Consider the following 24,065-nt stretch of genomic DNA (forward strand, 5'->3'; position numbering starts at 1 on the left):
GTTGCCTGGCTTTTTTCATGGCGTAGAACGCTGTGTGAAAGATCAATCCGGCGTGTGATCCCCACGAATCGAGAAGTTCGACATGTGCTCCAGGCCTTTGATCAGGCCGGAGTGGTCCCAACCGCTGCCACCCAGTGCCGCGCAGGTGCTGAACACCTGTTGGGCGTTGGCGGTGTTTGGCAGGTTGAGGCCGAGTTCGCGGGCGCCTTCCAGCGCGAGGTTCAGGTCCTTTTGGTGCAGAGCGATGCGGAAGCCGGGGTTGAAGGTGCCTTTGATCATGCGTTCGCCGTGAACTTCAAGAATCTTCGACGAGGCGAAACCGCCCATTAGCGCTTCACGGACCTTTGCCGGATCAGCGCCATTCTTCGAGGCGAACAGCAGGGCTTCCGCCACCGCCTGAATGTTCAGGGCGACGATGATCTGGTTGGCCACTTTTGCGGTCTGGCCGTCGCCATTGCCGCCGACGAGGGTGATGTTTTTGCCCATGGTCTGGAACAAGGGCAGGGCGCGGTCGAAGGTGCCTTGATTGCCACCGACCATGATGCTCAGCGTTGCAGCCTTGGCGCCGACTTCGCCCCCGGACACCGGCGCGTCGAGGTATTGCGCGCCCGTGGCGTTGATCTTCTCGGCGAAGGTTTTGGTGGCGGACGGCGAAATCGAGCTCATGTCGATCACCACTTTGCCCGCCCCCGTGCCTTCGCTCAGGCCGTTCTCGCCGAACAGCACGTCGTTGACCTGAGGGGTGTCGGGCAGCATGACGATAATGAATTCCGCTTCCTGGGCCACTTCTCGCGGGTTGTTCAACACCGTCGCGCCGCCGTCGACCAAGGAGGCGGGCGGGGCGACGAAGTGTTTCGACAGGATGAGTTGATGACCTGCTTTCTGCAGGTTTTCCGCCATGGGCAGGCCCATGATGCCGGTGCCGATAAAGCCGATGTTAGCCATGAGATGTTCCTCTTTTGTTAGAGAAGCGAACAAGATTTAGGTATTCGCTGAAATTCTGTTGTTGCTGCGATCTTGCTTTTGATTCTGGCCGAAGGCCGTAGGAGCCCGGCTTGCCAGCGATCTGGCGCGAAGCGGCAGCGAAACCAGACGACCTGGTTGTATCTGGCAAATCGCGTGTTCCGTTTTTACTGCCGGTTCCAGGCAGGTCGCTGGCGAGCCGAGCTCCTACGCCCTTCGGGCAGAAGCGTTATCGAGTTTCAAATTCAGTGCTGCGTTGGAACCCGACAGGCGTAGCGCTTAGATCAAATTGTGGGTCTTGAGCCAGCCCAAACCGGCTTCCGTGGTGGTCAACGGCTTGTACTCACAGCCGATCCACCCGCGATAACCCAGCTTGTCCAGATGCCCGAACAGAAACCCGTAGTTGATCTCGCCAGTCCCCGGCTCATGCCGCCCAGGGTTGTCGGCCAGTTGTACGTGGCGAATCACCGGCAGGTTTTTTTCGAGGGTGCGGGCCAGGTCGCCCTCCATGATCTGCATGTGATAGATGTCGTATTGCAGCGACAGGTTGCGGCTGCCGACCTTCTCGCGGATCGCCAGGGCCTGGGCCGTGGTACTGAGGTAGAAGCCCGGGATGTCGAGGGTGTTGATCATTTCCATGACCAGATCGATGCCTTGGGCTTGCAGCCTGTCGGCCGCGTACGTGAGGTTGTCAACGAAGGTCTTTTCAATCAGCGCGTCATCGAAACCCTGTGGCTTGATCCCGGCCAGGCAGTTGACCTGGGTGTTGCCCAGCACCTTGGCGTAGGCAATGGCCAGATCGACCCCGGCGTAGAATTCTTCGACCCGGTCCGGGTGGCAGGCAATCCCGCGTTCGCCCTTGGCCCAGTCGCCCGCTGGCAGATTGAACAGCACCTGGGTCAGGCCGTTGGCGTCCAGTTCGGCCTTGATTTGCGCCGAGCTGAAATCGTACGGAAACAGGTACTCGACCCCGCTGAACCCGGCGTTGGCCGCGGCTTCGAAGCGTTGCAGAAAGTCCAGCTCGGTGAACAGCATGGACAGGTTGGCGCACAGACGTGGCATGGTTCGCTCCTTCTTCTCTTTATTCGGTGGCGTCGATCAGTGCCGTTATTTAGTCGAGCAGACTGATCGCGGTCGGGGCGTCGGCGCGGCTGTCGGCGAGCGACTCGAATTCATTGATCGCGTTGATCTCGGTGCCCATGGCGATGTTGGTCACGCGCTCAAGGATGATCTCGACCACCACCGGCACGCTGTATTGCTGCATCAGGCTTGATGCCTCGGCGAACGCGGCCTGGATGTGCGCCGGGTCGCTGACACGAATAGCCTTGCAGCCCAGTCCTTCAGCCACTGCAACGTGGTCCACGCCGTAGCCTTCCAGCTCGGGGGCGTTGATGTTGTCGAACGCCAGCTGCACGCAGTAATCGATGTCGAAATTGCGCTGCGCCTGACGAATCAAACCCAGGTACGAGTTGTTCACCACGACGTGGATGTACGGCAGCTTGAACTGCGCGCCTACGGCCAGCTCTTCAATCATGAACTGGAAGTCATAGTCGCCCGACAGTGCGACAACCTGGCGGCTCGGGTCGGCCTTGGCCACGCCCAGCGCTGCCGGAATGGTCCAGCCCAGCGGGCCCGCCTGTCCGCAGTTGATCCAGTGACGCGGCTTGTACACGTGCAGGAACTGTGCGCCCGCGATCTGCGACAGACCGATGGTGCTGATGTAGCAAGTGTCCTTGCCAAAATACTGGTTCATCTCTTCGTACACGCGCTGCGGCTTGACCGGCACGTTGTCGTAATGGGTCTTGCGCTGCATCGTGCGCTTGCGTTCCTGGCAACTGGCCAGCCACTGGCTGCGGTTTTTCAGCTTGCCGGCGGTGTGCCATTCGCGAGCGACTTCCAGGAACATCGCCAGGGCTGCGCCTGCGTCGGACACGATGCCCAGGTCCGGTGTCAGCACGCGGCCGATTTGCGTCGGCTCGATGTCGACGTGGATGAACTTGCGGCCTTCGCTGTACACCGACACCGTACCGGTGTGGCGGTTGGCCCAGCGGTTACCGATGCCCAGCACCATGTCCGACTCCAGCATCGTCGCGTTGCCGTAGCGGTGGGAGGTTTGCAGCCCAACCATGCCCGCCATTTGCGGGTGATCGTCCGGAATCGTGCCCCAGCCCATGAGGGTCGGGATGACCGGGATGCCCGTCAGCTCGGCGAATTCCACCAGCGCATCCGAGGCATCGGCGTTGATGATGCCACCACCGGCGACGATCAGCGGACGCTCGGACGCGTTGAGCATCGTCAGGGCTTTTTCGATCTGGTTGCGGCTGGCCTGTGGCTTGATGACCGGCAGCGGCTCGTAGGCATCGATGTCGAATTCGATCTCGGCCATTTGCACGTCGAACGGCAGGTCGATCAACACCGGACCCGGGCGGCCGCTGCGCATCAGCTGGAACGCCTTCTGGAACACATAAGGCACTTGGCCCGGTTCCATGACGGTGGTGGCCCATTTGGCGACCGGCGCGGCAATACTGGCGATGTCGACGGCCTGGAAATCTTCCTTGTGCATGCGTGCGCGGGGCGCCTGGCCGGTGATGCAGAGGATCGGGATCGAGTCGGCGGACGCTGAATACAGGCCGGTGATCATGTCGGTACCGGCCGGGCCGGAGGTGCCGATGCACACACCGATGTTCCCGGCGATGGCGCGGGTGTACCCCTCGGCCATGTGCGAGGCGCCTTCGACGTGGCGGGCCAGCACGTGATCGATGCCGCCGAGTTTCTTGAACGCTGCGTACAGCGGGTTGATGGCAGCGCCGGGGATACCGAACGCGGTATCGACCCCTTCGCGACGCATCACCAGAACGGCGGCTTCGATGGCTCTCATGATGGTCATTTGTTAGTCTCCTGAACTCGATAGTTTTTGTACGTGCTCAGCCTGATTTGAATTGAAGAGTTTGTGAATGGCTGCTTTCGGCAGTTCTGTCGGTATCAGGAGTATCGAATGGACCGTTACACAGAGGTACGCAGTTACGTGCTGGTCGCCACCCACGGCAGTTTTGCGGCAGCGGCGCTGGTGGAAGGTGTGACGCCGGTGATCATGGGACGACGCCTGAGCGCACTGGAAGATCGATTGGGGGTGAAGCTGATTCACCGCTCCACTCGCGGCCTGACCCTGACCGATGCGGGCGAGTCGTACCTGGAAAACGCCAAGACCGTGTTGCAGTCGTTCGAAGAGCTGGACGCGAGCATCAGCGAGAACGAAAACAGCGTGCGCGGGCACCTGGTTGTCTCGGCGCCTGCGGGGTTCGGGCGTCAACATGTCGCCCCGCACGCCCCGGAGTTTCAAGCGCGTTTTCCGGATTTGCAGCTGTCGTTCAACCTCACTGACAACGTGGTCGATCTGGTGCGCGAGGGCTATGACATGAGCATCCGCATCGGCGAGGTGCTCGACCCCAACTATGTGGCGATCAAGCTGTACGCCAACAAACGCGTGGTGTGCGGCTCACCGGGGTATTTTGCGGAACACGGTCTGCCGCAGACGCTGGAAGACCTGGCCGATCACAATTGCCTGACGTTCAACCTGCAGGGCGGCCAGCACAGGGGTTGGACCTTTCAGCGGGACGGCAAACCGGTGGCGATCAAGGTCACGGGCAATCTCTATTGCAACGATGGCGAGCTGTTGTACGACTGGGCCAAACGCGGGCTGGGCCTTTGCTGGCGCTCAACCTGGGAGATCCAGAACGCCGTGGGGAGCGGGGCGCTGGTCACGGTGCTGGATGACTTTGCGTTGCCCAGTTATGACATTCAGGGGGTCTATCCCCATCAGCACTACCTGCCCGCGAAGGTGCGGTTTTTCATCGCGTTTCTGAAGGAGGTGTACAACCGGCCGGGGTATTGGACGAACGGGGGATAACGGGCAGTCCTCAGCGGGAACCGATCAGGACGCTGACGCCACTCACGCGGTATTCAGACCGTCCCGGAGGTGTCAGATGTCGATGAAAATACTCGGTCCCGCCCAGCAGGGCTTTGGCCTGGACACCCGCGACTTCGCCCACAAGGACGCGTTCAAGGGCAGTGGAGGTTCATCCGGTCAGAGTGGGTTGGTCAGTTTTGGTGGGGCAGCCGGGGCAGGCGGGCAAGTCAATTTCGGCGGCCAGCCTGCGGCGTTGAGCGACAGTCGGGTTGCGGCGGCTCAGGCACCGGCAGACGGCAATGACAGCCTGAGCAATCAGGTGCGGGACCTGGTGCAGCAGATACTCCAGCTCATCGCGCAGATGATGCAGAACAACCAGAGTGCGCCGCAGAACCCGTCGGATGGCGCAGGCAATGGCAGTTCGCCGGGCCAATCGCAGAAGCCGGTGACGAACGCCGCCGCGCAGCCCCCGCAAACCGATCAGTCGGCTCAGCCTGCGGGCCAGACAGCGACACCGCCGACCTCGACACCGCAAACAGCGACGCTGCAAACAGCGGCTGCCGAACCGCAAACCGCCACAGCCGATCCGGCCACGGCCACGCCTTCCACGAACAGCGCCAGCAGCACGGCTGCCACGGGAGACAATCCGGTCGCGGGCAGTGGTCCGCGCGCGTTCAACATCACCAATACTCAGGATCACCCGATCAAGATCGGACAGTTCGACCAGCACGATCAACTGACGGCCGAGCTGACCCTGCAGCCCGGCCAGACAGGCACGATGAAGTTCGAGAACGACACCACCGGCTTGCTCAAGCAGGCCGACGCCGATGGCAAGTACAAGCCGGACGCCAGCCGTCTGGAGTTCTACAACGGGTTCATCAACACCAGCGACATCGACGGCCGCAACGCCGCGATCCATGCCACCGATGGCAAGGGTTTCGAAGTGGGCGACAGCCAGAGCGTGGCGGACAAGGCATCGAGCGACATCGTCTCGACCGACTCGGCAGGCAACAAAACCGTGGCGGGTTTCTATGACGGTTCAACCGACGCCATGCGCAAGGGCGGGGATTTCCTGACCCAGACCCTAGGCACGGGCATGACCTACATGCACCCGAACGACGACACCCTCGGCCAGGGCAACAACCCGATGCGCCACACTGACGCGATGTCGCTGGACGTCACCTTCGGCAAGGCGTGACGCCCCTGTAGGCGCGAATTCATTTGCGAGGCGTTCGTACATCCGCCACCTGTCTGTCGCCTGGACGATTATTCGCGAATGAATTCGCTCCCACAGTGAAGCCCATGCCCGGTCAGATCAACTCCACGGATATCGGCGGTAATCCACGAATCTCTCCGACGGCCACACCCGGCCCCTTCGTCAAATACATGCCGGTGTACGAGCCGGTGGTGATGATCAGGTCCGGCGTCACGCTCTGGCCGTTTTGCGTGTGGTAGTTGACCACCCACGGCAGCAGGCGACGCGGGTCACCCGCCGGGTTGGCGCCGTCGCCGGGCACGATGTCTTCGTCGGCATAGGTGAAGGTCACGGCAGGTTCGACGAAGGGGAAGCTGGGGTCGTACGGCACGAAGTCGCCGACGATCAATGCTCCGTGGTTGAGCAGATCGCCCAGCGCCAGCAGCGGATCAATCTTCGGCCAGGCTCTGAACCGGCTGGAGACGATTTCGATGGTGGCGCCCATTGAGCCGATGCTGGCCAGCACGTCCTCATCGGAATAGGCTTCGGCGCGGGGCGTGAATTCGCGGTTCAGGCGAAAGGCGATTTCAAGTTCGAGGATCGGGTGCGGGTAATCGATGATTTCCACCTGGCTGCCACTGGCAAACAGGCCGTCGTCCGGGAGTAATGCGCCCGTGATGGGGCCGCCATGAGTGGCTTTCGAACCCACTTTCCAGCCGCCGACCGTGGTGTCTCGCAACCGCAGGATTTCCCGTTGCAGGGCGTAGGCACTCGGCGCATCGGCAGGGATGTAATCAGGGCGAATCTCGGTGATTTTCTGGCCGTCGCGCATGGCGTCGACGATCAATTCGGCGATTTTTGCTGGGTGAGACGGTTGATTCACGCGGGACTTCCTTCAGTCAATTGAATGGAAAGTGCCCCACGATCCGGTCTCAGTCGTGGGGCCAGCGTGACTACTCTAACCCCATTTGCCGACCGCGCAGAACCCTGCGTTACACATCAGCCGTTCTGGCAGTCGTCACCTAGACGGGTGTATTCAAGTGTGTGGCTGACGCCTTTGCTGTCGACGTACTCGATTTGCGCCTTCACCGGCCCGCATTCCCCGGGGGCGTTGCTGGCGGTGTTGATGCGCACGACCTTGGCGATGTCCAGGTCCTGGGTGTAATCGTATTGGCCGTCCTGGACCGCCGCCGCGGTGGCGTGGCTGACCGTATCGTCGGCAAAGGTGAACACACTGAAAAACGACAACGCGATGAACAGAAAGGTTTTCATGGCAGGCTCCACGTGATCCGCTGCGCCGGGCTCAGAGGTTGGCTCGGGTATGGCGCCATTCTAGGGAGCGGGCGGGACGCAGCTGAAATGGTGCGTGTCGATACACGTCATCAACGGAGCTGATGCCCGGTGTGGGCGAGGGGCGATGCGTCGGCGGGCCTCGAAATAATGTGTGCGAGCGGTGGAATAACTGCCGAGCGGGTACGTCTTGCTGCGGTCACTGACTGAACGCTGCGGCGTTCACCCCTACTTACAGATTGAGGTCACGCCATGAAGTTTCGTCACGTCCGTTCCGCATTCGCAGTCGCCGCACTCGCCCTGGCCACCGCCGGATTTGCCACTGCCGCTTCGGCGGCCCCTGTGAAAAACATCGTGCTGGTCCACGGCGCCTTCGTGAACGGCGCGGGCTGGAAGCCGGTGTACGACATTCTGGTGAAAGACGGCTATCACGTCTCCGTCGCCGCGCACCCGTTGACGTCGTTCAGCGATGACGTCACCGCCGTCAAGCGCATCCTGGCGATGCAGGACGGCCCGACCATCCTCGTCGGCCATAGCTACGGCGGGGCGATCATCTCCGACGCGGGCGAAGACAGCCACGTCGCGGGTCTGGTGTACATCGCCGCCCACGCGCTCGACGTCGGCGAGACCGAGGCCGCCAACGGCAAGCTGTACCCGAACGCAACCAAGGCCGTGAAGAAAACCGACGACGGTTTCCTGTACCTGGACCCGGCGTTCTACCCGGCGGATTTCGCCGCCGATCTGCCCAAGGCTCAGGCCGAGTTCGAAGCTCACAGCCAGTCCCTGACGTCGGCCTCGGTGTTCACCACGGCGGCCACTGTCGCGGCCTGGAAGACCAAACCGAGCTGGTACGCGGTGGCCAAGTCTGATCGCATCATCAACCCCGATCTGGAGCGCATGTACGCCAAGCGAGCCAACGCGCACACCATTGAGATTGCAGGCGCCAGCCACGCGGTGTACGAATCCCACCCGAAAGAAGTGGCAGCGCTGATCGAACAGGCGGCACAGCACGCACAGGATGGGAAGTGAGTTGACCGGCGCCTGATTCAATCTGTGGGGGCGAATTCATTCGCCCCCACAGAGGGCGCAAAAAAACCGGGGCAGTTGAGTCATTCCTCCCTGGAATCCACTCCATAAAAAACATGAATTTTATTTATGGGCATCAACCCTCTACCGTGTACGGACATGTCCTGTGCACGGATCAGAGATGACCGCTCAACCCCCCGCTGCAATCCTCGAAGCACACTGGAAGCGCAACCTGGCGGTCTGCGTGGCCGGGTCGTTCACCACGATCATCGCCATGACCTTGCTGTTGCCGTTCCTGCCGCTGTACGTCGAACACCTGGGTGTCAGCGATCCCGCGGCCATTGTGCAATGGTCCGGCGCGGCGTTCGGGGCGACCTTTCTGTCTGCCGCGTTCACCGCGCCTTTGTGGGGGCGGTTAGGGGATCGTTACGGCCGCAAGCTGATGTTGATTCGTGCCAGTCTGGGCATGGCCGTGGCGATGTCGCTGATCGGTCTGGCAGAAAACATCTATCAACTGGTGGGGCTGCGGCTGCTGGCAGGCTTGTTGGGCGGGTATGCGTCCGGGGCGACGATTCTGGTGGCGACCCAGACGCCCAAAGAACGTTCTGGCTGGGCGTTGGGCATGCTCTCGTCGGGGATCATGGCGGGGAATCTCACAGGGCCGTTGGTTGGCGGATTCTTGCCGCCGCTGATCGGCATCCGCAACACCTTTTTCCTGGCCGGCGGCGTGATCTTCCTCACGTTTCTCGCCACGCTGTTCATCATGAAAGAAGCGCCCAGGCCCAAGCGTGCGGCAGGCGAAGCCAGGCCTGTCGCCGTGCGGCCCTGGGACTTGATCCCGGACAAGCGGCCGGTGATCACCATGTTCGTGGTCGCGTGCCTGGTGATGTTTTCGATCATGTCCATCGAACCCATCATCACGGTGTACCTCACGCAGTTGCACACGGAAAACGTGACCGTGATGGCGGGGCTGGTGATGTCCGCCACGGCACTGGCCAGTGTGTTGTCGGCCTCGCGGATCGGCAAGCTCGCAGACCGCATCGGCCACTGGAAAGTGGTGATGGGGTGTTTGATCGCCGCGGCCGTGCTGTTGATTCCCCAGGCCTTCGTGACCAACGAATGGCAGCTGGTGGCGTTGCGCTTTTTGATGGGCGTTGCCTTGGGCGGGCTGCTGCCGTGTATCGCGGCGATTATCCGGCATTCAGTGCCGGATCAGGTCGCGGGGCGCATGTTGGGCTACTCGACGTCCAGCCAGTACGTCGGCCAGGTGCTGGGGCCGTTGACGGGCGGGTATCTCGGCGGACACTTCGGCATGCCCATCGTGTTCATCGCGACGTGTGTCTTGATGGCGGTCTGCGCGGCGGTGATGTTGATGATGCGGCCTGCGACGCCCTAGCTTCCGGGGGGCATTCACCCCACGCTGCGCTTCACCGTCCACGTTTTGACGAAACCATGACATGGCATCCGGATAATCAGCCCGGCGGCGCAAGCCCTGATCTGAGTGACGCACGGAACCCCATGGATATCAAACACAGTCTGAAACAGCGGATCGTGATCGTTTTTGCGTTGATGAGCGCGTTGGTGGCCGGCGTGTTCGCGGTGGGCATCATCGCCACCGTGCACGTTGTGGAAAAACGTCTGACGGCCATCAACATGAGCGGCAATCTGCATCGCCTGCTCAAGCTGGACAATGTCGAGGAATGGCGCCATCGCCCGGAAAAAGGCGAGCTGTTCTATGCCGATGATGGCGCGAGCGATCTGGCCATGGCCGATGACCTGCGGGGCCTGCCCCTCGGCTTTCAGGAATTTTTCCGTGGCAAGCGTGCCTATTACGCGATGGTGGCGTCTGTCGGGGAGCGGCATTACGTGCTGTTGCGCGACCAACGTTCGTTCGCCAAGCGCGAGCGGATTCTGTTTGGCGTGGTCCTGATCGGTTTCATTCTGAGCGTGCTGCTGGCGGTGCTGCTCGGCCGCCTGCTGGCGTCGCGGGTGATGGCACCGGTGTCGAGCCTGGCGGGGCAGGTGCGTCATCGCGATCAACTGCTCGAATTGGCGCCGGTGCTGGCTAACGGGTATGCCAGGGACGAAGTCGGCGCGCTGGCGCGATCTTTCGATGAAACCCTGGGACGCCTGCGGGCGGCATTGGGGCGCGAGAAACTGTTCACCAGCGATGTCAGCCACGAATTGCGCACGCCGCTGATGGTGCTGGCGACGTCCTGCGAGCTGCTGCTGGAATACCCGCGTCTGGACGAGCGTTCACGAACGCAGGTGCAACGCATCAGCAAAGCCACGGCGGGCATGAATCAACTGGTGGAAACCTTCCTGTTGCTGGCGCGGACTGAAGGCAAGAACGCGCCACAAGGCCAGCGGGGCACACTGTCACAGATTGCTGACGAATTGCTTGAGGTCTGGCGTGCGCCCATCGAAGAGAAAAACCTGACGTTCATTTATGAACCCTGTGATGAAGCTGAAGGGCTTTACAACGAGCCGCTGCTGCGTTCGGTGATGGGCAACCTGTTGCGCAACGCCTGGCATTACACCGACACGGGCTTCATCCGGCTGACGTTGCATGCCCATGGGTTTACGGTCGAAGACAGCGGGATCGGGATTCCGCTGGAGAAGCAGCAGGCGATGTTTCAGCCCTTTGTGCGGGGCGACGAACAGCGCGGAGAAGGACTCGGATTAGGGTTGTCGCTGGTCCAGCGGATTTGTGGCAATCAGCACTGGACCGTGACGTTGACCAGCCGGGAACCGGCGGGCTGCCGTTTTAGCGTTGTGCTTGAGGCGCCGGGACAATTGTCGGTGTGAACGGTTTGGGCGCGGGCTTGAGTTCGATGCCGGGGTCCAGCCTGGCCCGGCCATAGAAGGCCAACGCGGTCAGTAACATCGAGAACCAGACGATGATGCCGGCCCAAAAAGTGTGGGACATGAAGTGCCAGCCTTGCAGCACCCGGGTGGTGCCGTAGACCATGCCCAGCACCAGCGCGAAGCCCATCAGCTTGCGGGCGTGACGCCAGCGGTAACGCCGCGCCACGAAAAACAGCGCCATCATGGTGAACCCCCCCGATGCGTGACCACCCGGCCAGCAGCGCCCTTTGCCAGCGTCATGCAGCAGGTTGAAGTTCTCGAACCATTCCTTTTGCTTTTCGATGCCGCCGTACAGCGTGGTTTCGATCGGGCAATAGATGCTGGTGTGGCTCTTGAAATAGTGGATCGCGCCGGTGGTGAGGGAAAACGCGAAGACCACGAACAGCAGGTCCCGGCGATGGCGGGTGAGGAAACGCAGCAAGGGCGCCACGCGGATTTGCTCCAGCCAGGCCATCATCTTCACGTGTTTTTCGGCCTTGAATCGCGGCCAGATGAACGACAGCAACGCGCCAATGATTGCGGCTTCGCCGGTCCAGTTCGGAATGATCCGCGCCCACTTGTGGGTGATGGTTTCGAACAGCTTGTTGTGTTGAAGCGGGAAGGCTTGGGTGCTCGCGTTGTACATCCAGTCGCTGAGGATCACGTCCAGTCCCGTCAAATCGAAGCTGACGAAGAGGATCAAGGCCAGCAGCAGCGGGACACCCACATGCTTGAAGTAGAAACGGTTTCGGCTGTTGTGCACGGTCTGATGTTCCGAAAGGCGGGTGAAGGAAAAGGCATGGGTCAGGGGCGTTTGGCGAGGACGGTGTTCCAGTCCTGGGCGTCGATGTAGCCCAATACGGTGGCGATGTGGTCTTTGCGGTTGACCGAGACGATCAGCGACGAGCCGTAATCCAGCGTGACCGGGGCGCGGACGTTCAGGGATTTTTCAACCTCGCTGATGCACTCGCTGTGGGTCACCAGAATCAGGTTGTACCCATCCATCTTGTGTTTGAGGACGTCGTCGAGCATCGATTTGCGGCAATTGATCAACCAGTCCTGAGCCACGGGCGCGCGGTTGAAGGCGAACGCGGCCGTCTGCTCGGTGCGGCGCAGCGGACTGTTGTAAATCGTGGCTTGATCCAGCCCCAAGGCCTGAAACGTACGCCCCAACTGTTCGGCAACGCGGCTTCCCTTGACCGTGATGCCGTCAGGTTGTGCGAGGCAGGGGTTGGTGGAGTGATCGCAACGCTCCGCGTGACGGGTGAGCACCACCAGATCGCCCTGAGCCCAGAGCGGGAAAAAATTGATCTTGCGCAGACGATGGCCGTCCGAGAGGTCAGTCAGCGGCGGCGGTCGCAACGCCAGCGTGGTCACCCCGGCCAATGCCAGCATTGCCATACTAAACACCATTAAACGGGATAACTTTCCCAGCGCCTGATACCGCGCGTTCAATTGATCCAGGGCGTGGCTGAAGTTGAGCGTCATGACGAGCCCTGCGGCAATAAATGAAAAGTATTCAAGACGCAATTTTCAAACTAAGTCGAGATGAGTGCGTCGCGCCGATTCAAAGTAAGCGAGCCAGAGTCAACAGGGAGTGAAGCGTTTGTGAAAATCGTTTTCACATTTGCCTCGCCCCTCAACGGCGCGATTTTGCAGGCTTTGGCAGGATGTTATCGCTGGCGTGCGATGACCGAAGCGGGCGCCGATACATGTCACGAAGATGTCATGGTTCGCTCATGCAATTTTCACGAAAGCTTGACAGTCAACCATTAACGCTCTCTGGCGAACTGCCATTGACGATAATGTCATTCTTCACTTTTTATACGTGCACGCTTGCAGCAGTACAGTGGGCGAGAAATAAAAACGGACGTCGTTATCGCCGTAGTGCAATGTTAATGTGCGTGCGGCTGCTGTGCTTCGCAGTGAACCGTCGTGGACGACGGGCCGACACGGAATCTCTGGATCACGTCTACTCTTCCGGCAGTCGTTAACCGATCCGCGTGCCCACAGGAGTCTGTATTGACAGCGATCGATTCCGAGTTTTTGTCGGGTGTCACCCCGGCTCGGGCCAGACGCCAGGCCTGGTGGGCAGGAGGACTGGCCTTTCTGTTGTTCGTGACGGCCAGCTGGCACCTGAGCATCATCGGATTCGACTCTCGCTTCGTGATGTTCGCGCAGGAAATGCTGCGTCACGGTCCAGGCGTCTTCCCCACGACTTACGGCGAGCCGTACCCGGACTACTCAGGTTTTACGACGTGGTTGATCTACCTCGGTTCATTGCCCTTCGGTCAGGTCACCAGCTTCAGCGCCTGGCTACCGACCTGCATCGCGTCAGCGGTGATGGTGGGGTTGATGTACCGGTTGCTGTCGCCGTATTCGCGCCGCTGGGCATGGCTCAGCATCGCCTTGTTGCTACTGAGCAATACGTTCATCACCGAAACCCGCGCCGTGTCGCTGGATCAGATGCTCGCCACGGTGGCGTTCGCCGTGTTCTACCTCGCCTATGCCACCGATCACTTCGGTTCGGCCCGACGCTTGAGCGCCGTGCTCGCGCTGTTAATCCTCGGCTTCGCGATTCGTGGCCCGATTGGACTGGTGGTGCCCGCCGGTGTCCTTTGCAGCTATTACGGTTTGAACCGGCAATGGCGCCGTCTTTGGACAGTCGGGCTGGCGGCCGGCGTGTTGCTGTTGGCGTGCGTGCTGGTGCTGTTGCTGCTGGCGAGAATCAGCGGAGGGGAGGCATTGCTGGCCGAGGTCGTGCGCATGCAGTTCACCTCACGCATGGACGGCAGCGAGGGGAGCAGCCCGGTGTTCTGGTACTTCAGCAGCGCGTTCGGCAACTATGCGTTGGCTTACCCGCTCGCGCTGGTGGTGTTGGCGACGGTGGCGGTGGTGGCGAGAAAACAGCGGAGCGAAGCGCTGGATTTACTGTACGTGTGTGCCTTTGCCGGTTTGACGGTGATGGTCGGGTTGTCGATCCCCCAAGCCAAGAAAGCGCGCTACATCCTGCCGATGTTGCCCATGGCGGCGATTATCGCCGCGTACCCGTTTCAAGTCCGTGCAGGGCGCAGCTTCTGGTGGCTGCGTGGTTTCATCCTGACCTTCTGTTGCTTCATTCCCGGTGTGCTGATGGCGGGGTTGCTGGCGGTGCGTCCGCGTTTTCCCGAAGCCCTCAGCGACATCGGCCCGATTCTCGCGGTGCTGGGCATCTTGCAGTTGGTCGCGTTACCGCTGTTGATGCGGCCGCGCCTGCGGCTCTATGGGCTACCCGCCTGTGCGGTGCTGGCCGTGTGGATCAGCTACATCGGCGTGTTTGAAAAAACCGAACGCACGCTGTACGACACCCGGCATTTCACTCAAGCGGTGCGCGAAGCGACGCGGTCGGACAAGGCGCCGCTGGTTCTGCATTCGATGGGGAAAGACGCCAAGGCGATCAAATTCATGGTCAACGTCGATGAAGACCTGCAACCGGTGTTCACCAACACCCCGGAACAACTGCTTTCCGTGCAAGGCCCGGCGAACGTGGTCATGAGCAACAACGATTTCCAGAAACTCCAAGGCACCCGGCTCAGTGAACTGCCGGTGCTGCTCAACGGCCGGTTCGATAAAGAGGATTACATCCTCGTCAGATTACCGGGCCCGTAGCACCGCGGCGTGCCGACCGTGGCGGCAGAGGGGGCGCTGCCGCCGCCACGCCGGACGGCTACGGGGAGGGCGGCGTGTCAGACCGCGTGGTGGTTGGCCAGCAGCTCATACGGCGCCCATTGTTGCTGGGGGATGGGCAGGTTGCAGGATTCACCACGCCCGATGGGGTAGTACTGAAAGCCGCGTTTGGCCATGCGTTCGGTGTCGTAGAGGTTGCGGCCGTCGAAGATCACCGGGGCTTTGAGGCGTTGCTGGATCAGGTCGAAATCCGGGGCTTTGAACTGTTGCCATTCGGTGCAGACGATCAGCGCATCGGCGCCCAGCAACACCGATTCCGGCGTGCCCATCAGCATCAAGTTTGACTGCTCCGCGTACAGGCGCTGGGTTTCCTGCATGGCTTCCGGGTCGAACGCACGCACCGTTGCACCCGCCGCCCACAGCGCTTCCATCAACACGCGGCTCGGTGCATCGCGCATGTCGTCGGTGTTCGGCTTGAAGGCCAGGCCCCACAGCGCGAAGGTCTTGCCCCGCAGTTCGCCCTTGTAGAACGCATTGATCCGGTCGAACAGCTTGTTCTTCTGCCGCTCGTTGATGTTCTCCACCACGTTCAGCAGGTCGTTGGAGCAACCGGCTTCCCGCGCGCTGTGGATCAGCGCCCGAATGTCCTTGCCGAAGCACGAACCGCCGTAGCCGCAGCCGGGGTAGATGAAGTCGTAGCCGATGCGTGAATCCGCGCCGATGCCCAGGCGCACGGATTCAACGTCAGCCCCCAGGTGTTCGGCCAGCTCGGCGATCTGATTGATGAAGCTGATTTTGGTCGCCAGCATGCAGTTGGCGGCGTATTTGGTCAGCTCGGCGCTGCGCAGGTCCATGAACATGATGCGGTCATGGTTACGGTTGAATGGCGCGTACAGCTCGCGCATCACCGGGAACACGTCGGAGTTGCCACAGCCGATGACGATGCGGTCCGGGCGACGGCAATCTTTCACAGCCGAGCCTTCTTTGAGGAATTCGGGGTTGGAGACGATATCGAATTTCAGCAACCGGGCCGACTGGCGCAGGTGATGTTCGATGTGGCTGCGCAACGCGTCGCCGCTGCCTACGGGTACGGTGGATTTCTCGACAATGATCACCGGCTCGATGCGGTGGCGGGCGATGGATTCGCCCACCGCGAAGAACCCGTTCAAGTCCGCCGAACCATCGGCCCGTGACGGGGTGCCGACCGCGATGAACAGCACCTCGCCGTGTTCGACGGCGCGCTGTTCATCCACCGTGAAATGCAGCCGACCGGCTTCCAGGTTTTCCCGCACGAGGCTTTCCAGACCCGGTTCGTAAATGGTCACGTGGCCTTTGCTCAACTGCTCGACCTTCGCGGGATCGATGTCCATGCACACCACATCGTGGCCGACTTCCGCCAGAACGGTCGCTTGCACCAGACCCACATAACCGCTACCGAAGACGCTGATTTTCATCGGGAGAACTCCTTGGCGCCGTGATCGCTGTCACGCCGGAAATTGATCGTGATCACACCGATCACGGTCAGGGTCACGCCCACCGTTCGGGGAACGGTGAACGTCTCGTTGAAAAAGGGGAGCAGGGCCGCTAACCCATACACCAGCGCGTAGCTGAGGCTGAGCAGCGAATAGGCCCGGCTGAGGGGCAAGTCGCGCAGGGCGCCGAGCCAGCAGAGCATCGACAGGCCGTAGACGACGATGGCGGTCAGCACCACGCCGAGCGCCGTCAGGTCGACTGTCCCGGTCTGCAGCGCGCTCGCCCATTGCATCGGTTGCGGCAGCCGCAACATGCTCCAGCGCATGGCCAGTTGCGCCGCGCTTACCAACGCCACGCTGCACAGGGCGAGTCCCAGCCCGCGACGGGTCGCGACGGGTGCGGGCATCACTGACACGTTCATGCCTGACGCCCCAGCAGCATCACGCCGACGAGGATCATCGCCAGGCCCAACCAGTGCCGACGGTCCACCGTTTCCTTGAACAGGTAACGGCCGGTGAGGGTGATCAGCACGAAATTCAGCGCCAGCATGGGGTAGGCGATGCCGACGTCCAGCCGTTGCAGCACCAGCAACCAGAGCAGCAGGCCGCCGCCCAGGCAGAACAGCGCCAACCACAACCACCCGCTGGTCAACGCACCGGCGACGCCCGGAAAAAAGCCACCCCAGCGTTCAACCGTGAGCTTTTGCGCGATCTGCCCGAGGCACGTCAGCAGGCAGGCGCTGAGCAAGAGGGCGAGGGTCATGAAGGTGTCCTGTCGAAGATCAGAATCAACAGATTGCCTTCTTGATATTGCTGTCCGTCGTTCGGCAGCAAACTCAGTTCATATTGTTGATCTTTGCCATCGCCACGCATCACCACGCCCACTGAACCGGTGCGGCGGGCGTTGGTCATCCAGTCCTGGACCTGATGCCAGTCCACTTCGCGGACGGTGGTCTGTGGGTAGTTGAGGCCGTATTCCAGCTCGCCACGGGTGTCGTAGAACACCACGTCGTTGCGCTTGAGTCGCCAGGACAGCGCCGCCGCCACGCCCAAATCGTTGCTGAGCAGGTGGGTCGTGGCCGCCAGGTCCGGCTGATGGCGGGCGACGAACTGATCGGGGGTCTTGTTGGATTCCACGCTGTTGGGCAGCGCCGCCGGAAGCAGGGCGATGGCCAGCCAGGCGCCCACTGCCGGGGCCAGCCAGAAACGCAGCGGCTTGAGGCCCTGCAAGGCATTGGCGATGACCCACCCGACCAGCACGATCACGGCGATCGTCAGGTGCTGCGGCTCGTGGTCATAGACCGATTTCTTGATCTGCATGACCATCAGGGCGATCAACCCGACCGCGCCTAAAGCCATGTTCAGCCAGCCGTTAAGTCGCAAGGACAGGGACGTGCCGACGTTCAACCGCTCCACCAGCCCGTGGCCCATCAACAGTGCGAGGGGGATCAGGCACGGCAAAATGTAGGTCGGCAGCTTGCCGTTGCTCAGACTCAGAAAAGCCAGCGGCACCAGCAACCAGCACAGTAGAAAACCGATGTCCGGACGGCGACGCTCATGCCACGCCTGCTTGAACGTCACCGGCAGCATCACCGCCCACGGCACGCTCGCACCCACCAACAGCGGCAGATAGAACCACCACGCCTCGTCATGCTGGGCGTTGCTGCCGACGAAACGACGTACGTGTTCATGCCAGAAGAAGAACCGCCAGAAGTCCGGCTCGCGCAGGTGAACCGTCAGCACCCACGGCAGGCACACCACGGCGGCGGCGACCACGGCAATCGGGCCGAAGGTCAGCAGTTCGCGCAGGCGGCGCTGCCAGACCATGTAGGGCAGGGCGACGATCACCGGCAGCGCGAGGGCCAGAAAACCCTTGGTCATGAAGCCCATCGCGCAGGCCACGCCCAAGAGTGCCCAATACCCGCCCCGACGCCTGCCGACGCTGGAAACGGCAAACCAGAAGGCGAAGAGCGACAGGCTCACCCAGAAGGTGAATGGCGGGTCGAGGTTGGCGTAGCCCGCTTGCCCGGCGACGAACACAAAGCTCATGAACAGCAGCGTGCTGGCGAAGCTTTTGCGCGGCGCTTGCCACAGTTTGTCCGCCAATAGATAGACCAGCACCGCGGTCAGGCCAGTGCTCAAGGCCGAGGCGATACGCACCCCGAACAGGTTCTCGCCAAATACCGCTTGCGCCACAGCAATCAGCCAATAACCGCCGGCCGGTTTTTCGAAGTAGCGCAGACCCATGAAATGCGGCGCGGCCCAGTTGCCGCTGTGGAGCATTTCCTGGCTGATTTGCGCGTAACGGGTTTCGTCGGGAATCCACAGGCCGTGGAAGCCTAGCGGCAACAGGTAGGCCAACAGGAATACCGCTCCCAGCAGCAGAATGTGTTGAGCGCGGGTCATGGCTGTTGTACTCCCAGCCAGCCTTCACGCCCCGGCAATGCGCCGCGCACCAAATGCCCGATGGGCAGGTTTTCAGGCTCGGCGGGCAGTAAGTCGCCGAGAGGTTTGAAGCACACGTCACGGGCCTTCGCCTGGGCCAGCAGACGGCGGAAGGTGTCGGCCATGACGATGCCTTCGACTTCGGCGTGCACCGTGTAGACGTTGAGTTTTCCGGGTGTGAAGCGTTGCAGCAGGTAATCGTCGAACGCGCTGGCGTCCAGTTGCGGACCGACCACTTCGTCGAACGTCGGCAGGTCCACCGGAATCTGCGGGGTACCCGATTGCCCGTCGGCGAGCAGCGGCCGGAACAGGCTGTGGCCCCGGCAATCGCTGTTGTAGCGAAAGCCGAAGGCCTGCTTGGCCCGCACCACCTGTTCATCGGCGCGCCACCCGGCCGCAGCGGAACAGGTCACCGGCCGACCCAGGATGTCGGACAGGGTATCGACCCCCCGCCCAATCTGCGTGGTCAGTTGCGCCGGGGTCCAGCGTCCGGCGTTGGCCTGCCAGCCATGGTGATCCCAGGCGTGCAGGCCGACTTCATGACCCGCTGCCTGGGCGCGGCGCATCAACGGCCCGAGGTCACGACCGATGGGCTTGCCCGGCCACGCCGTACCCGCCAGCAAAATATCCCAGCCATACAAGCTGGCCGCCTGGGAGCGCAGCATCTTCCAGAAGAATTGCGGCCGGATCAGACGCCACAAGTGGCGCCCCATGTTGTCCGGCCCGACGCTGAAAAAGAACGTGGCCTTGATCTGCGCTTCATCCAGCAGGTCCAGCAAACGCGGCACGCCGTCACGGGTGCCGCGATAGGTATCGACGTCAATACGCAGGCCGGCCGGGATCAATGGGCATGCGCCTTTTCGGCCATGGCTTCGCGCAGGAAGAAGTCCAGCGTCTTGCCGATGGTTTCGCTCAGTTCGATGGACGGCGCCCAGTCGATCAAGCGACGGGCATTGTCGATGCTCGGCTTGCGGTGGCTGACGTCCTGATAGCCCTTGCCGTAGAACGACTGGCTTTCAACTTCGCGAAAACCGGCGAACGGCGGGAAGTTGTCACGCAACGGATGCGCTTCGAACTGACGCAGCAGCTCCTCGCCCAACTGGCGGATGCTCGCTTCGTTGTCCGGATTGCCGATGTTGATGATCTGGCCGTTGCAGCGGTCGTCGCGGTTTTCGATGATCCGCGCCAGGGCTTCGATGCCATCGACCACGTCGGTGAAACAGCGCTTCTGCGCGCCGCCGTCCACCAGCCGGATCGGCGTGCCTTCCACCAGGTGCAGGATCAGTTGCGTGATGGCCCGGGAGCTGCCGATGCGCGCGGAGTCCAGACGGTCCAGGCGCGGGCCCATCCAGTTGAACGGCCGGAACAGGGTGAATTGCAGGCCTTTCTGGCCGTAGGCCCAGATCACCCGGTCCAGCAGTTGCTTCGAAATCGAATAGATCCAGCGTTGTTTGTTGATCGGGCCGACGACCAGGTTCGACGTGTCTTCGTTGAAGCTTGGGTCCTGGCACATGCCATAGACTTCCGAGGTCGAGGGGAAGATCACCCGTTTGTTGTATTTCACGCAGTAGCGGACGATTTTCAGGTTTTCTTCGAAGTCCAGCTCGAACACACGCAGCGGGTTACGGGTGTATTCGATGGGCGTGGCGATGGCCACCAGCGGCAGCACCACGTCGCACTTCTTGATGTGGTACTCGATCCACTCGGTGTGGATGCTGATGTCGCCTTCGATGAAGTTGAAATTCGGGTGGCTGCGCAGGCGTTCTATGGCGTCGGAGCCGATGTCCATGCCGAAAATTTCATAGCGGTCGTCCTGCAGCAGGCGCTCGGACAGGTGGTTGCCGATGAAGCCGTTGACCCCGAGGATCAACACGCGGGTGCGGCGGACTGGGCGGCGTTTTTCACCCCCCAACAGGCGCGAGCCTGCCACCAGCCCGAATTCGCGGGCAAGCTGCGCGCCGCTCAGGTACAGGCCGTCGTCGCCGCGTTGGCCAGCGGTGATCAGCAGGGAATCCTCACCGCAGGCAATGCGCAACGGGTCGCAACTGATGACGGTGCCCGGTGCCTGACCGGCGTTGCCGGACTGGACCCGCGAACCCCAGACGATCAGTTTGTGTTCGCCCACCGGGCAAAACGCGCCGGGGTAAGGCTGGGTCACGGCACGCACCAGGTTGTACAGGCGCGAGGCCGGTTGCTGCCAGTCGATCAGGCCGTCCGCAGCGGTGCGGCGACCGAAATAGCTGGCCCTGGATTCATCCTGCTCGGTGCCCGACAGCTGACCTTGTCCCAACAGCGGCAAGGTGTCGGCCAGCAGGTCGGCGGCGGTATTGCGGAGTTTGCCGTGGAGCGTCAGCGCGGTGTCGGTGGCGCTGATGGCGATGCGTTGCTGGGCGACGATGGCGCCCGCGTCGGGACGTTTCACCATGCGGTGCAGGGTGACGCCGGTTTCGGTTTCGCCGTTGACCAGCACCCAGTTGGCCGGGGCGCGACCGCGATAGTTCGGCAGCAGCGAACCGTGCAGGTTCAGGCCACCGTGTTTCGCGCGGGCCAGCAGGGTTTCGCTCAGCAGGTGGCGGTAGTAGAACGAGAAGATGAAATCCGGAGCCAGTTTGCCGATGCGCTCGATCCACAACGGATGATTGGCATCCTCGGGCGCATGCACCGGGATGTCGTGTTGTGCGCAGAGTTGCGCAACCGAGCCAAAGAAGGTCTTTTCCCGGGGATCGTCGGCGTGGGTGAACACGGCCGAAATCGTGTAGCCCGCGTTGAGCAGGGCTTCGATCCCGACGCAACCGATATCGTGGTAGGCAAAAACAACGGCGTTGAGGCTCATGGGGCCACCTTGTTCAAGAGAGCGGGGGAATCGACTTTGCTGACCGGCGTCGCGGGGGTGCTGCGTGCGACGCGTTCTATGAAGTAGCGAGGGCGGGCGCGGACGTCGCTGTACATGCGGCCCAGGTATTCACCCAGCAGGCCCATGCCGATGAACTGACCGCCGGTGAACACGAACAACACGGCGAACAGCACGAAGGTGCCGTGACCGGCCCAGGCGGCGCCGAACATCAGGCGCAGGACGATCAGCAGGCTGGCGAAGGCGATGCCCAGCGCGGCCATGCTGAACCCGATGATACTCAGCAGGCGCAACGGCGTGGTGGTCATGCAGGTGATCAGGTCGAACATCAGATTGATCAGTTTCATGGCGCTGTACTTCGATTCCCCATGCTCGCGCTCAGCATGCTCGACCACCACTTCAGTGGTGTGGCGGGCAAAGCTGTTGGCCAGAATCGGGATGAAGGTGCTGCGTTCGGTGCACGACAGCATGGCGTCGACGATGCTGCGACGGTAAGCCCGCAGCATGCAGCCGTAGTCGGTCATGGCCACGCCGGTGGAACGTTGTACGGCGAGGTTGATGAGCTTCGACGGCCTCCGGCGCAGGGCCGAGTCCTGACGATTGCCCCGCACAGTGCCGATCACGTCATAGCCCTGCTGGGCGAGGGCGACCAGGCGGGGGATTTCTTCGGGCGGGTTTTGCAGGTCGGCGTCGAGGGTGATCACCAGGTCGCCCTTGCACTGGCCGAACCCGGCCATGATCGCGGCGTGCTGCCCGTAGTTGCGGTTGAGGATGACGGCGACCACCGGGCTGCCTTCCCGTTGACTGGCGTCCAGCAGGATCTCGGCGGAATCGTCGCGGCTGCCGTCGTCCACCAGAATGATTTCCGCTGGCACGCTCAGTTGCGCGCAGGCGGCCTCGGTGCGGCGCAGCAGTTCGGGAAGGCTCTGTTCTTCGTTGTAGACCGGGATGACGATCGACACGCGGTGGATGGGGTACGGTTTCACGGGCGGGCTTCCCCTTTAACGGTCAGGGTCGATTCAATGGCGCGGACCACGCGATCGACATCGGCAATCGTCATGTCCGGGAACAGCGGAATGGAACACAACCGCGTCGAGTTCCACTCGGTGTCGGGCAGGCTGACGTTTGGGAAACGCTGGCGGTAATAGCGGTGCAGGTGGGTGGCGATGAAATGGATACCGCTGCCGATGTTCTGCGCTTGCAGGGCCTTCATGAAAGCGTCGCGGTCCAGCCCGCAGCGTTCTGGATCGATGCGCACGATGAACAGGTGCCAGGCGTGGTGTTGGTCGTAGTGCGGTTGGGCCAGCGGCAGCACCGGACTGCCCGCCAGGCGTTCGAGGTAATGGTTGGCCAGTTCGGCGCGCCGGGCATTGATGGCTTCCAGTCGTTCCAATTGCACCAGGGCGATGGCGGCGTTGATGTCGGCCAGGTTGTATTTGAAGCCCGGCTCGATCACTTCGGCCTGGGGTTTGCGGCCATGGGTCAGGCGGTCGTAGGCATCGACGCCCAGGCCGTGGAATTTCAGGCGGCGCACGCGATCCGCCAGTTGCGCGTCATCGCTGACGAACATTGCGCCCTCGGCACAGCTCATGTTCTTGATCGCGTGGAAGGAAAAGATCGCCGTGCCTTTCGCGCCGATGGGCCGCCCCTTGTAGCCAGTGCCCGCAGCGTGGGCGGCATCTTCGATCACCGCAATGCCGTGACGCCCGGCCAGCGCGTACAGTGGGTCGAGGTCAAAGGCGGCACCGGCGTAATGCACGGGAATGATGGCTTTGGTGCGGGGAGTGATGGCGCGTTCGATGCGGGCGGCATCGGTCATCAGGGTGTCGCGATCCACGTCGACGAACACCGGAGTCGCGCCCAACAGGCAGATCATGTTCGCGGTGGACACCCAGGTCTGCGACGGGGTGATCACTTCGTCGCCAGGCCCGATGCCCATCGCCAAAAGGGTGATGTGCAGGGCGCCGGTGGCCGACGACAGCGCCACCGCCTGTTGCGCGCCGCAACGCTCGGCGAATGTCTGTTCCAGTCGCTGACATTCGGGGCCGGTGGTGATCCAGCCTGAACGCAGCACACGGCTGGCGGCCGCCACTTCCTCGTCGCCCATGGTCGGGCGGGAAAAAGGAAGAAAGTCCTGACTCATTGATACTCTCCGCTCGTTCAGCATGATCGAGGCGCACGGTTACGTCCGTGCCCACTTGTTTAAAAGCGCTCGTTGTTTAGGGGTAAAACCGTTGTAACGGGTGCAGCCGTGATCGAACTGAAACCGATGGGTTGTCCGTGCCTTAATTGCAGGAGTGCGCTCTAAACAGCGGAGGGACTCATGAATCTTAATGGTCCGACAATAGAGTGTTAATTATGAAAATTCCGTTTAAGCCGCGTTGGTTTTTCATCGAATGATGT

Annotated in this window: 21 protein-coding genes; 6 read left to right on the forward strand and 15 right to left on the reverse strand. The window is 61.8% G+C overall.

Annotated elements, in window-relative coordinates:
• Window positions 1-42 precede the first annotated feature (42 nt).
• From ACIQAL_RS06135 to gcl, 3 genes are all read right to left on the reverse strand, one after another.
• Window positions 43-945 (reverse strand): 2-hydroxy-3-oxopropionate reductase, encoded by a 903-nt coding sequence (locus ACIQAL_RS06135; RefSeq protein ID WP_401143587.1) that lies wholly within the window; start codon window positions 943-945, stop codon window positions 43-45.
• Between the two features lie 297 nt (window positions 946-1,242).
• On the reverse strand, window positions 1,243-2,025 hold the full coding sequence (gene hyi / locus ACIQAL_RS06140) for a hydroxypyruvate isomerase (RefSeq protein WP_401143590.1): 783 nt from the start codon (window positions 2,023-2,025) through the stop codon (window positions 1,243-1,245).
• A 49-nt stretch (window positions 2,026-2,074) separates the two neighbouring features.
• Window positions 2,075-3,850: a glyoxylate carboligase gene (gene gcl, locus ACIQAL_RS06145; protein WP_401143593.1), complete on the reverse strand. Its 1,776-nt coding sequence runs from the start codon at window positions 3,848-3,850 to the stop codon at window positions 2,075-2,077.
• Window positions 3,851-3,958: 108 nt separating this feature from the next.
• Between gcl and ACIQAL_RS06150 the strand changes: the two genes are divergently transcribed.
• Together ACIQAL_RS06150 and ACIQAL_RS06155 are read left to right on the forward strand one after the other, a co-directional pair.
• Window positions 3,959-4,870 carry a LysR family transcriptional regulator gene (locus tag ACIQAL_RS06150; RefSeq protein WP_166594651.1) on the forward strand — a complete coding sequence of 304 codons (912 nt, stop codon included), beginning with the start codon at window positions 3,959-3,961 and terminating at the stop codon, window positions 4,868-4,870.
• Window positions 4,871-4,952: 82 nt separating this feature from the next.
• Window positions 4,953-6,068 (forward strand): hypothetical protein, encoded by a 1,116-nt coding sequence (locus ACIQAL_RS06155; RefSeq protein WP_401143596.1) that lies wholly within the window; start codon window positions 4,953-4,955, stop codon window positions 6,066-6,068.
• Window positions 6,069-6,180: 112 nt separating this feature from the next.
• Here the strand turns inward: ACIQAL_RS06155 and ACIQAL_RS06160 are convergent, their stop codons facing one another.
• On the reverse strand, window positions 6,181-6,948 hold the full coding sequence (locus ACIQAL_RS06160) for a 2-keto-4-pentenoate hydratase (RefSeq protein WP_401143598.1): 768 nt from the start codon (window positions 6,946-6,948) through the stop codon (window positions 6,181-6,183).
• Between the two features lie 116 nt (window positions 6,949-7,064).
• The gene (locus ACIQAL_RS06165; protein ID WP_401143601.1) at window positions 7,065-7,337 is read right to left on the reverse strand and encodes a DUF2790 domain-containing protein; all 273 of its coding nucleotides are present in this window, start codon (window positions 7,335-7,337) and stop codon (window positions 7,065-7,067) included.
• Between the two features lie 270 nt (window positions 7,338-7,607).
• Here ACIQAL_RS06165 and ACIQAL_RS06170 point away from each other — a divergent pair, with 270 nt between their 5' ends.
• From ACIQAL_RS06170 to ACIQAL_RS06180, 3 genes are all read left to right on the forward strand, one after another.
• The gene (locus ACIQAL_RS06170) at window positions 7,608-8,384 is read left to right on the forward strand and encodes an alpha/beta hydrolase (protein WP_401143604.1); all 777 of its coding nucleotides are present in this window, start codon (window positions 7,608-7,610) and stop codon (window positions 8,382-8,384) included.
• Between the two features lie 178 nt (window positions 8,385-8,562).
• Window positions 8,563-9,777: an MFS transporter gene (locus ACIQAL_RS06175; protein WP_401143607.1), complete on the forward strand. Its 1,215-nt coding sequence runs from the start codon at window positions 8,563-8,565 to the stop codon at window positions 9,775-9,777.
• A 122-nt stretch (window positions 9,778-9,899) separates the two neighbouring features.
• Complete coding sequence (locus tag ACIQAL_RS06180) at window positions 9,900-11,189, forward strand: sensor histidine kinase (RefSeq protein WP_401143610.1); 1,290 nt, start codon at window positions 9,900-9,902, stop codon at window positions 11,187-11,189.
• Here ACIQAL_RS06180 and ACIQAL_RS06185 read toward each other — a convergent pair.
• Both ACIQAL_RS06185 and ACIQAL_RS06190 read right to left on the reverse strand, forming a co-directional pair.
• Window positions 11,149-11,991 carry a phosphatase PAP2 family protein gene (locus ACIQAL_RS06185; protein WP_401143613.1) on the reverse strand — a complete coding sequence of 281 codons (843 nt, stop codon included), beginning with the start codon at window positions 11,989-11,991 and terminating at the stop codon, window positions 11,149-11,151. The genes ACIQAL_RS06180 and ACIQAL_RS06185 overlap by 41 nt on opposite strands.
• 41 nt (window positions 11,992-12,032) lie before the next feature.
• Window positions 12,033-12,716, reverse strand: a complete 684-nt coding sequence (locus ACIQAL_RS06190; RefSeq protein WP_401143615.1) for a histidine phosphatase family protein — start codon at window positions 12,714-12,716, stop codon at window positions 12,033-12,035.
• Window positions 12,717-13,250: 534 nt separating this feature from the next.
• Here ACIQAL_RS06190 and ACIQAL_RS06195 point away from each other — a divergent pair.
• Window positions 13,251-14,876 carry an ArnT family glycosyltransferase gene (locus ACIQAL_RS06195; protein WP_401143617.1) on the forward strand — a complete coding sequence of 542 codons (1,626 nt, stop codon included), beginning with the start codon at window positions 13,251-13,253 and terminating at the stop codon, window positions 14,874-14,876.
• A gap of 77 nt (window positions 14,877-14,953) precedes the next feature.
• Here the strand turns inward: ACIQAL_RS06195 and ACIQAL_RS06200 are convergent, their stop codons facing one another.
• From ACIQAL_RS06200 to arnB, 8 genes are read right to left on the reverse strand one after another with little or no spacing between them, the layout of a single operon-like run.
• Window positions 14,954-16,348: a UDP-glucose dehydrogenase family protein gene (locus tag ACIQAL_RS06200; protein ID WP_401143620.1), complete on the reverse strand. Its 1,395-nt coding sequence runs from the start codon at window positions 16,346-16,348 to the stop codon at window positions 14,954-14,956.
• Window positions 16,345-16,788 carry a 4-amino-4-deoxy-L-arabinose-phosphoundecaprenol flippase subunit ArnF gene (gene arnF / locus ACIQAL_RS06205; protein ID WP_401143622.1) on the reverse strand — a complete coding sequence of 148 codons (444 nt, stop codon included), beginning with the start codon at window positions 16,786-16,788 and terminating at the stop codon, window positions 16,345-16,347. The genes ACIQAL_RS06200 and arnF overlap by 4 nt, the downstream gene beginning before the upstream one ends.
• On the reverse strand, window positions 16,785-17,129 hold the full coding sequence (arnE, locus tag ACIQAL_RS06210) for a 4-amino-4-deoxy-L-arabinose-phosphoundecaprenol flippase subunit ArnE (protein WP_401143625.1): 345 nt from the start codon (window positions 17,127-17,129) through the stop codon (window positions 16,785-16,787). The genes arnF and arnE overlap by 4 nt, the downstream gene beginning before the upstream one ends.
• On the reverse strand, window positions 17,126-18,772 hold the full coding sequence (gene arnT, locus ACIQAL_RS06215; protein WP_401143628.1) for a lipid IV(A) 4-amino-4-deoxy-L-arabinosyltransferase: 1,647 nt from the start codon (window positions 18,770-18,772) through the stop codon (window positions 17,126-17,128). Before arnT ends, arnE begins: the two co-directional genes overlap by 4 nt.
• Window positions 18,769-19,653 (reverse strand): 4-deoxy-4-formamido-L-arabinose-phosphoundecaprenol deformylase, encoded by an 885-nt coding sequence (gene arnD / locus ACIQAL_RS06220; RefSeq protein ID WP_401143766.1) that lies wholly within the window; start codon window positions 19,651-19,653, stop codon window positions 18,769-18,771. Before arnD ends, arnT begins: the two co-directional genes overlap by 4 nt.
• Complete coding sequence (gene arnA, locus ACIQAL_RS06225; RefSeq protein WP_401143631.1) at window positions 19,653-21,644, reverse strand: bifunctional UDP-4-amino-4-deoxy-L-arabinose formyltransferase/UDP-glucuronic acid oxidase ArnA; 1,992 nt, start codon at window positions 21,642-21,644, stop codon at window positions 19,653-19,655. The genes arnD and arnA overlap by 1 nt, the downstream gene beginning before the upstream one ends.
• On the reverse strand, window positions 21,641-22,648 hold the full coding sequence (gene arnC, locus ACIQAL_RS06230; protein ID WP_401143633.1) for an undecaprenyl-phosphate 4-deoxy-4-formamido-L-arabinose transferase: 1,008 nt from the start codon (window positions 22,646-22,648) through the stop codon (window positions 21,641-21,643). Before arnC ends, arnA begins: the two co-directional genes overlap by 4 nt.
• Window positions 22,645-23,805, reverse strand: coding sequence for a UDP-4-amino-4-deoxy-L-arabinose aminotransferase (gene arnB, locus ACIQAL_RS06235; RefSeq protein WP_401143636.1), 1,161 nt, complete (start codon window positions 23,803-23,805; stop codon window positions 22,645-22,647). Before arnB ends, arnC begins: the two co-directional genes overlap by 4 nt.
• Between the last annotated feature and the right edge of the window lie 260 nt (window positions 23,806-24,065).

This window comes from Pseudomonas sp. NPDC088368, from assembly GCF_044753445.1.
In the GTDB taxonomy this organism is placed as follows: Bacteria; Pseudomonadota; Gammaproteobacteria; order Pseudomonadales; family Pseudomonadaceae; genus Aquipseudomonas; species Aquipseudomonas bambusae.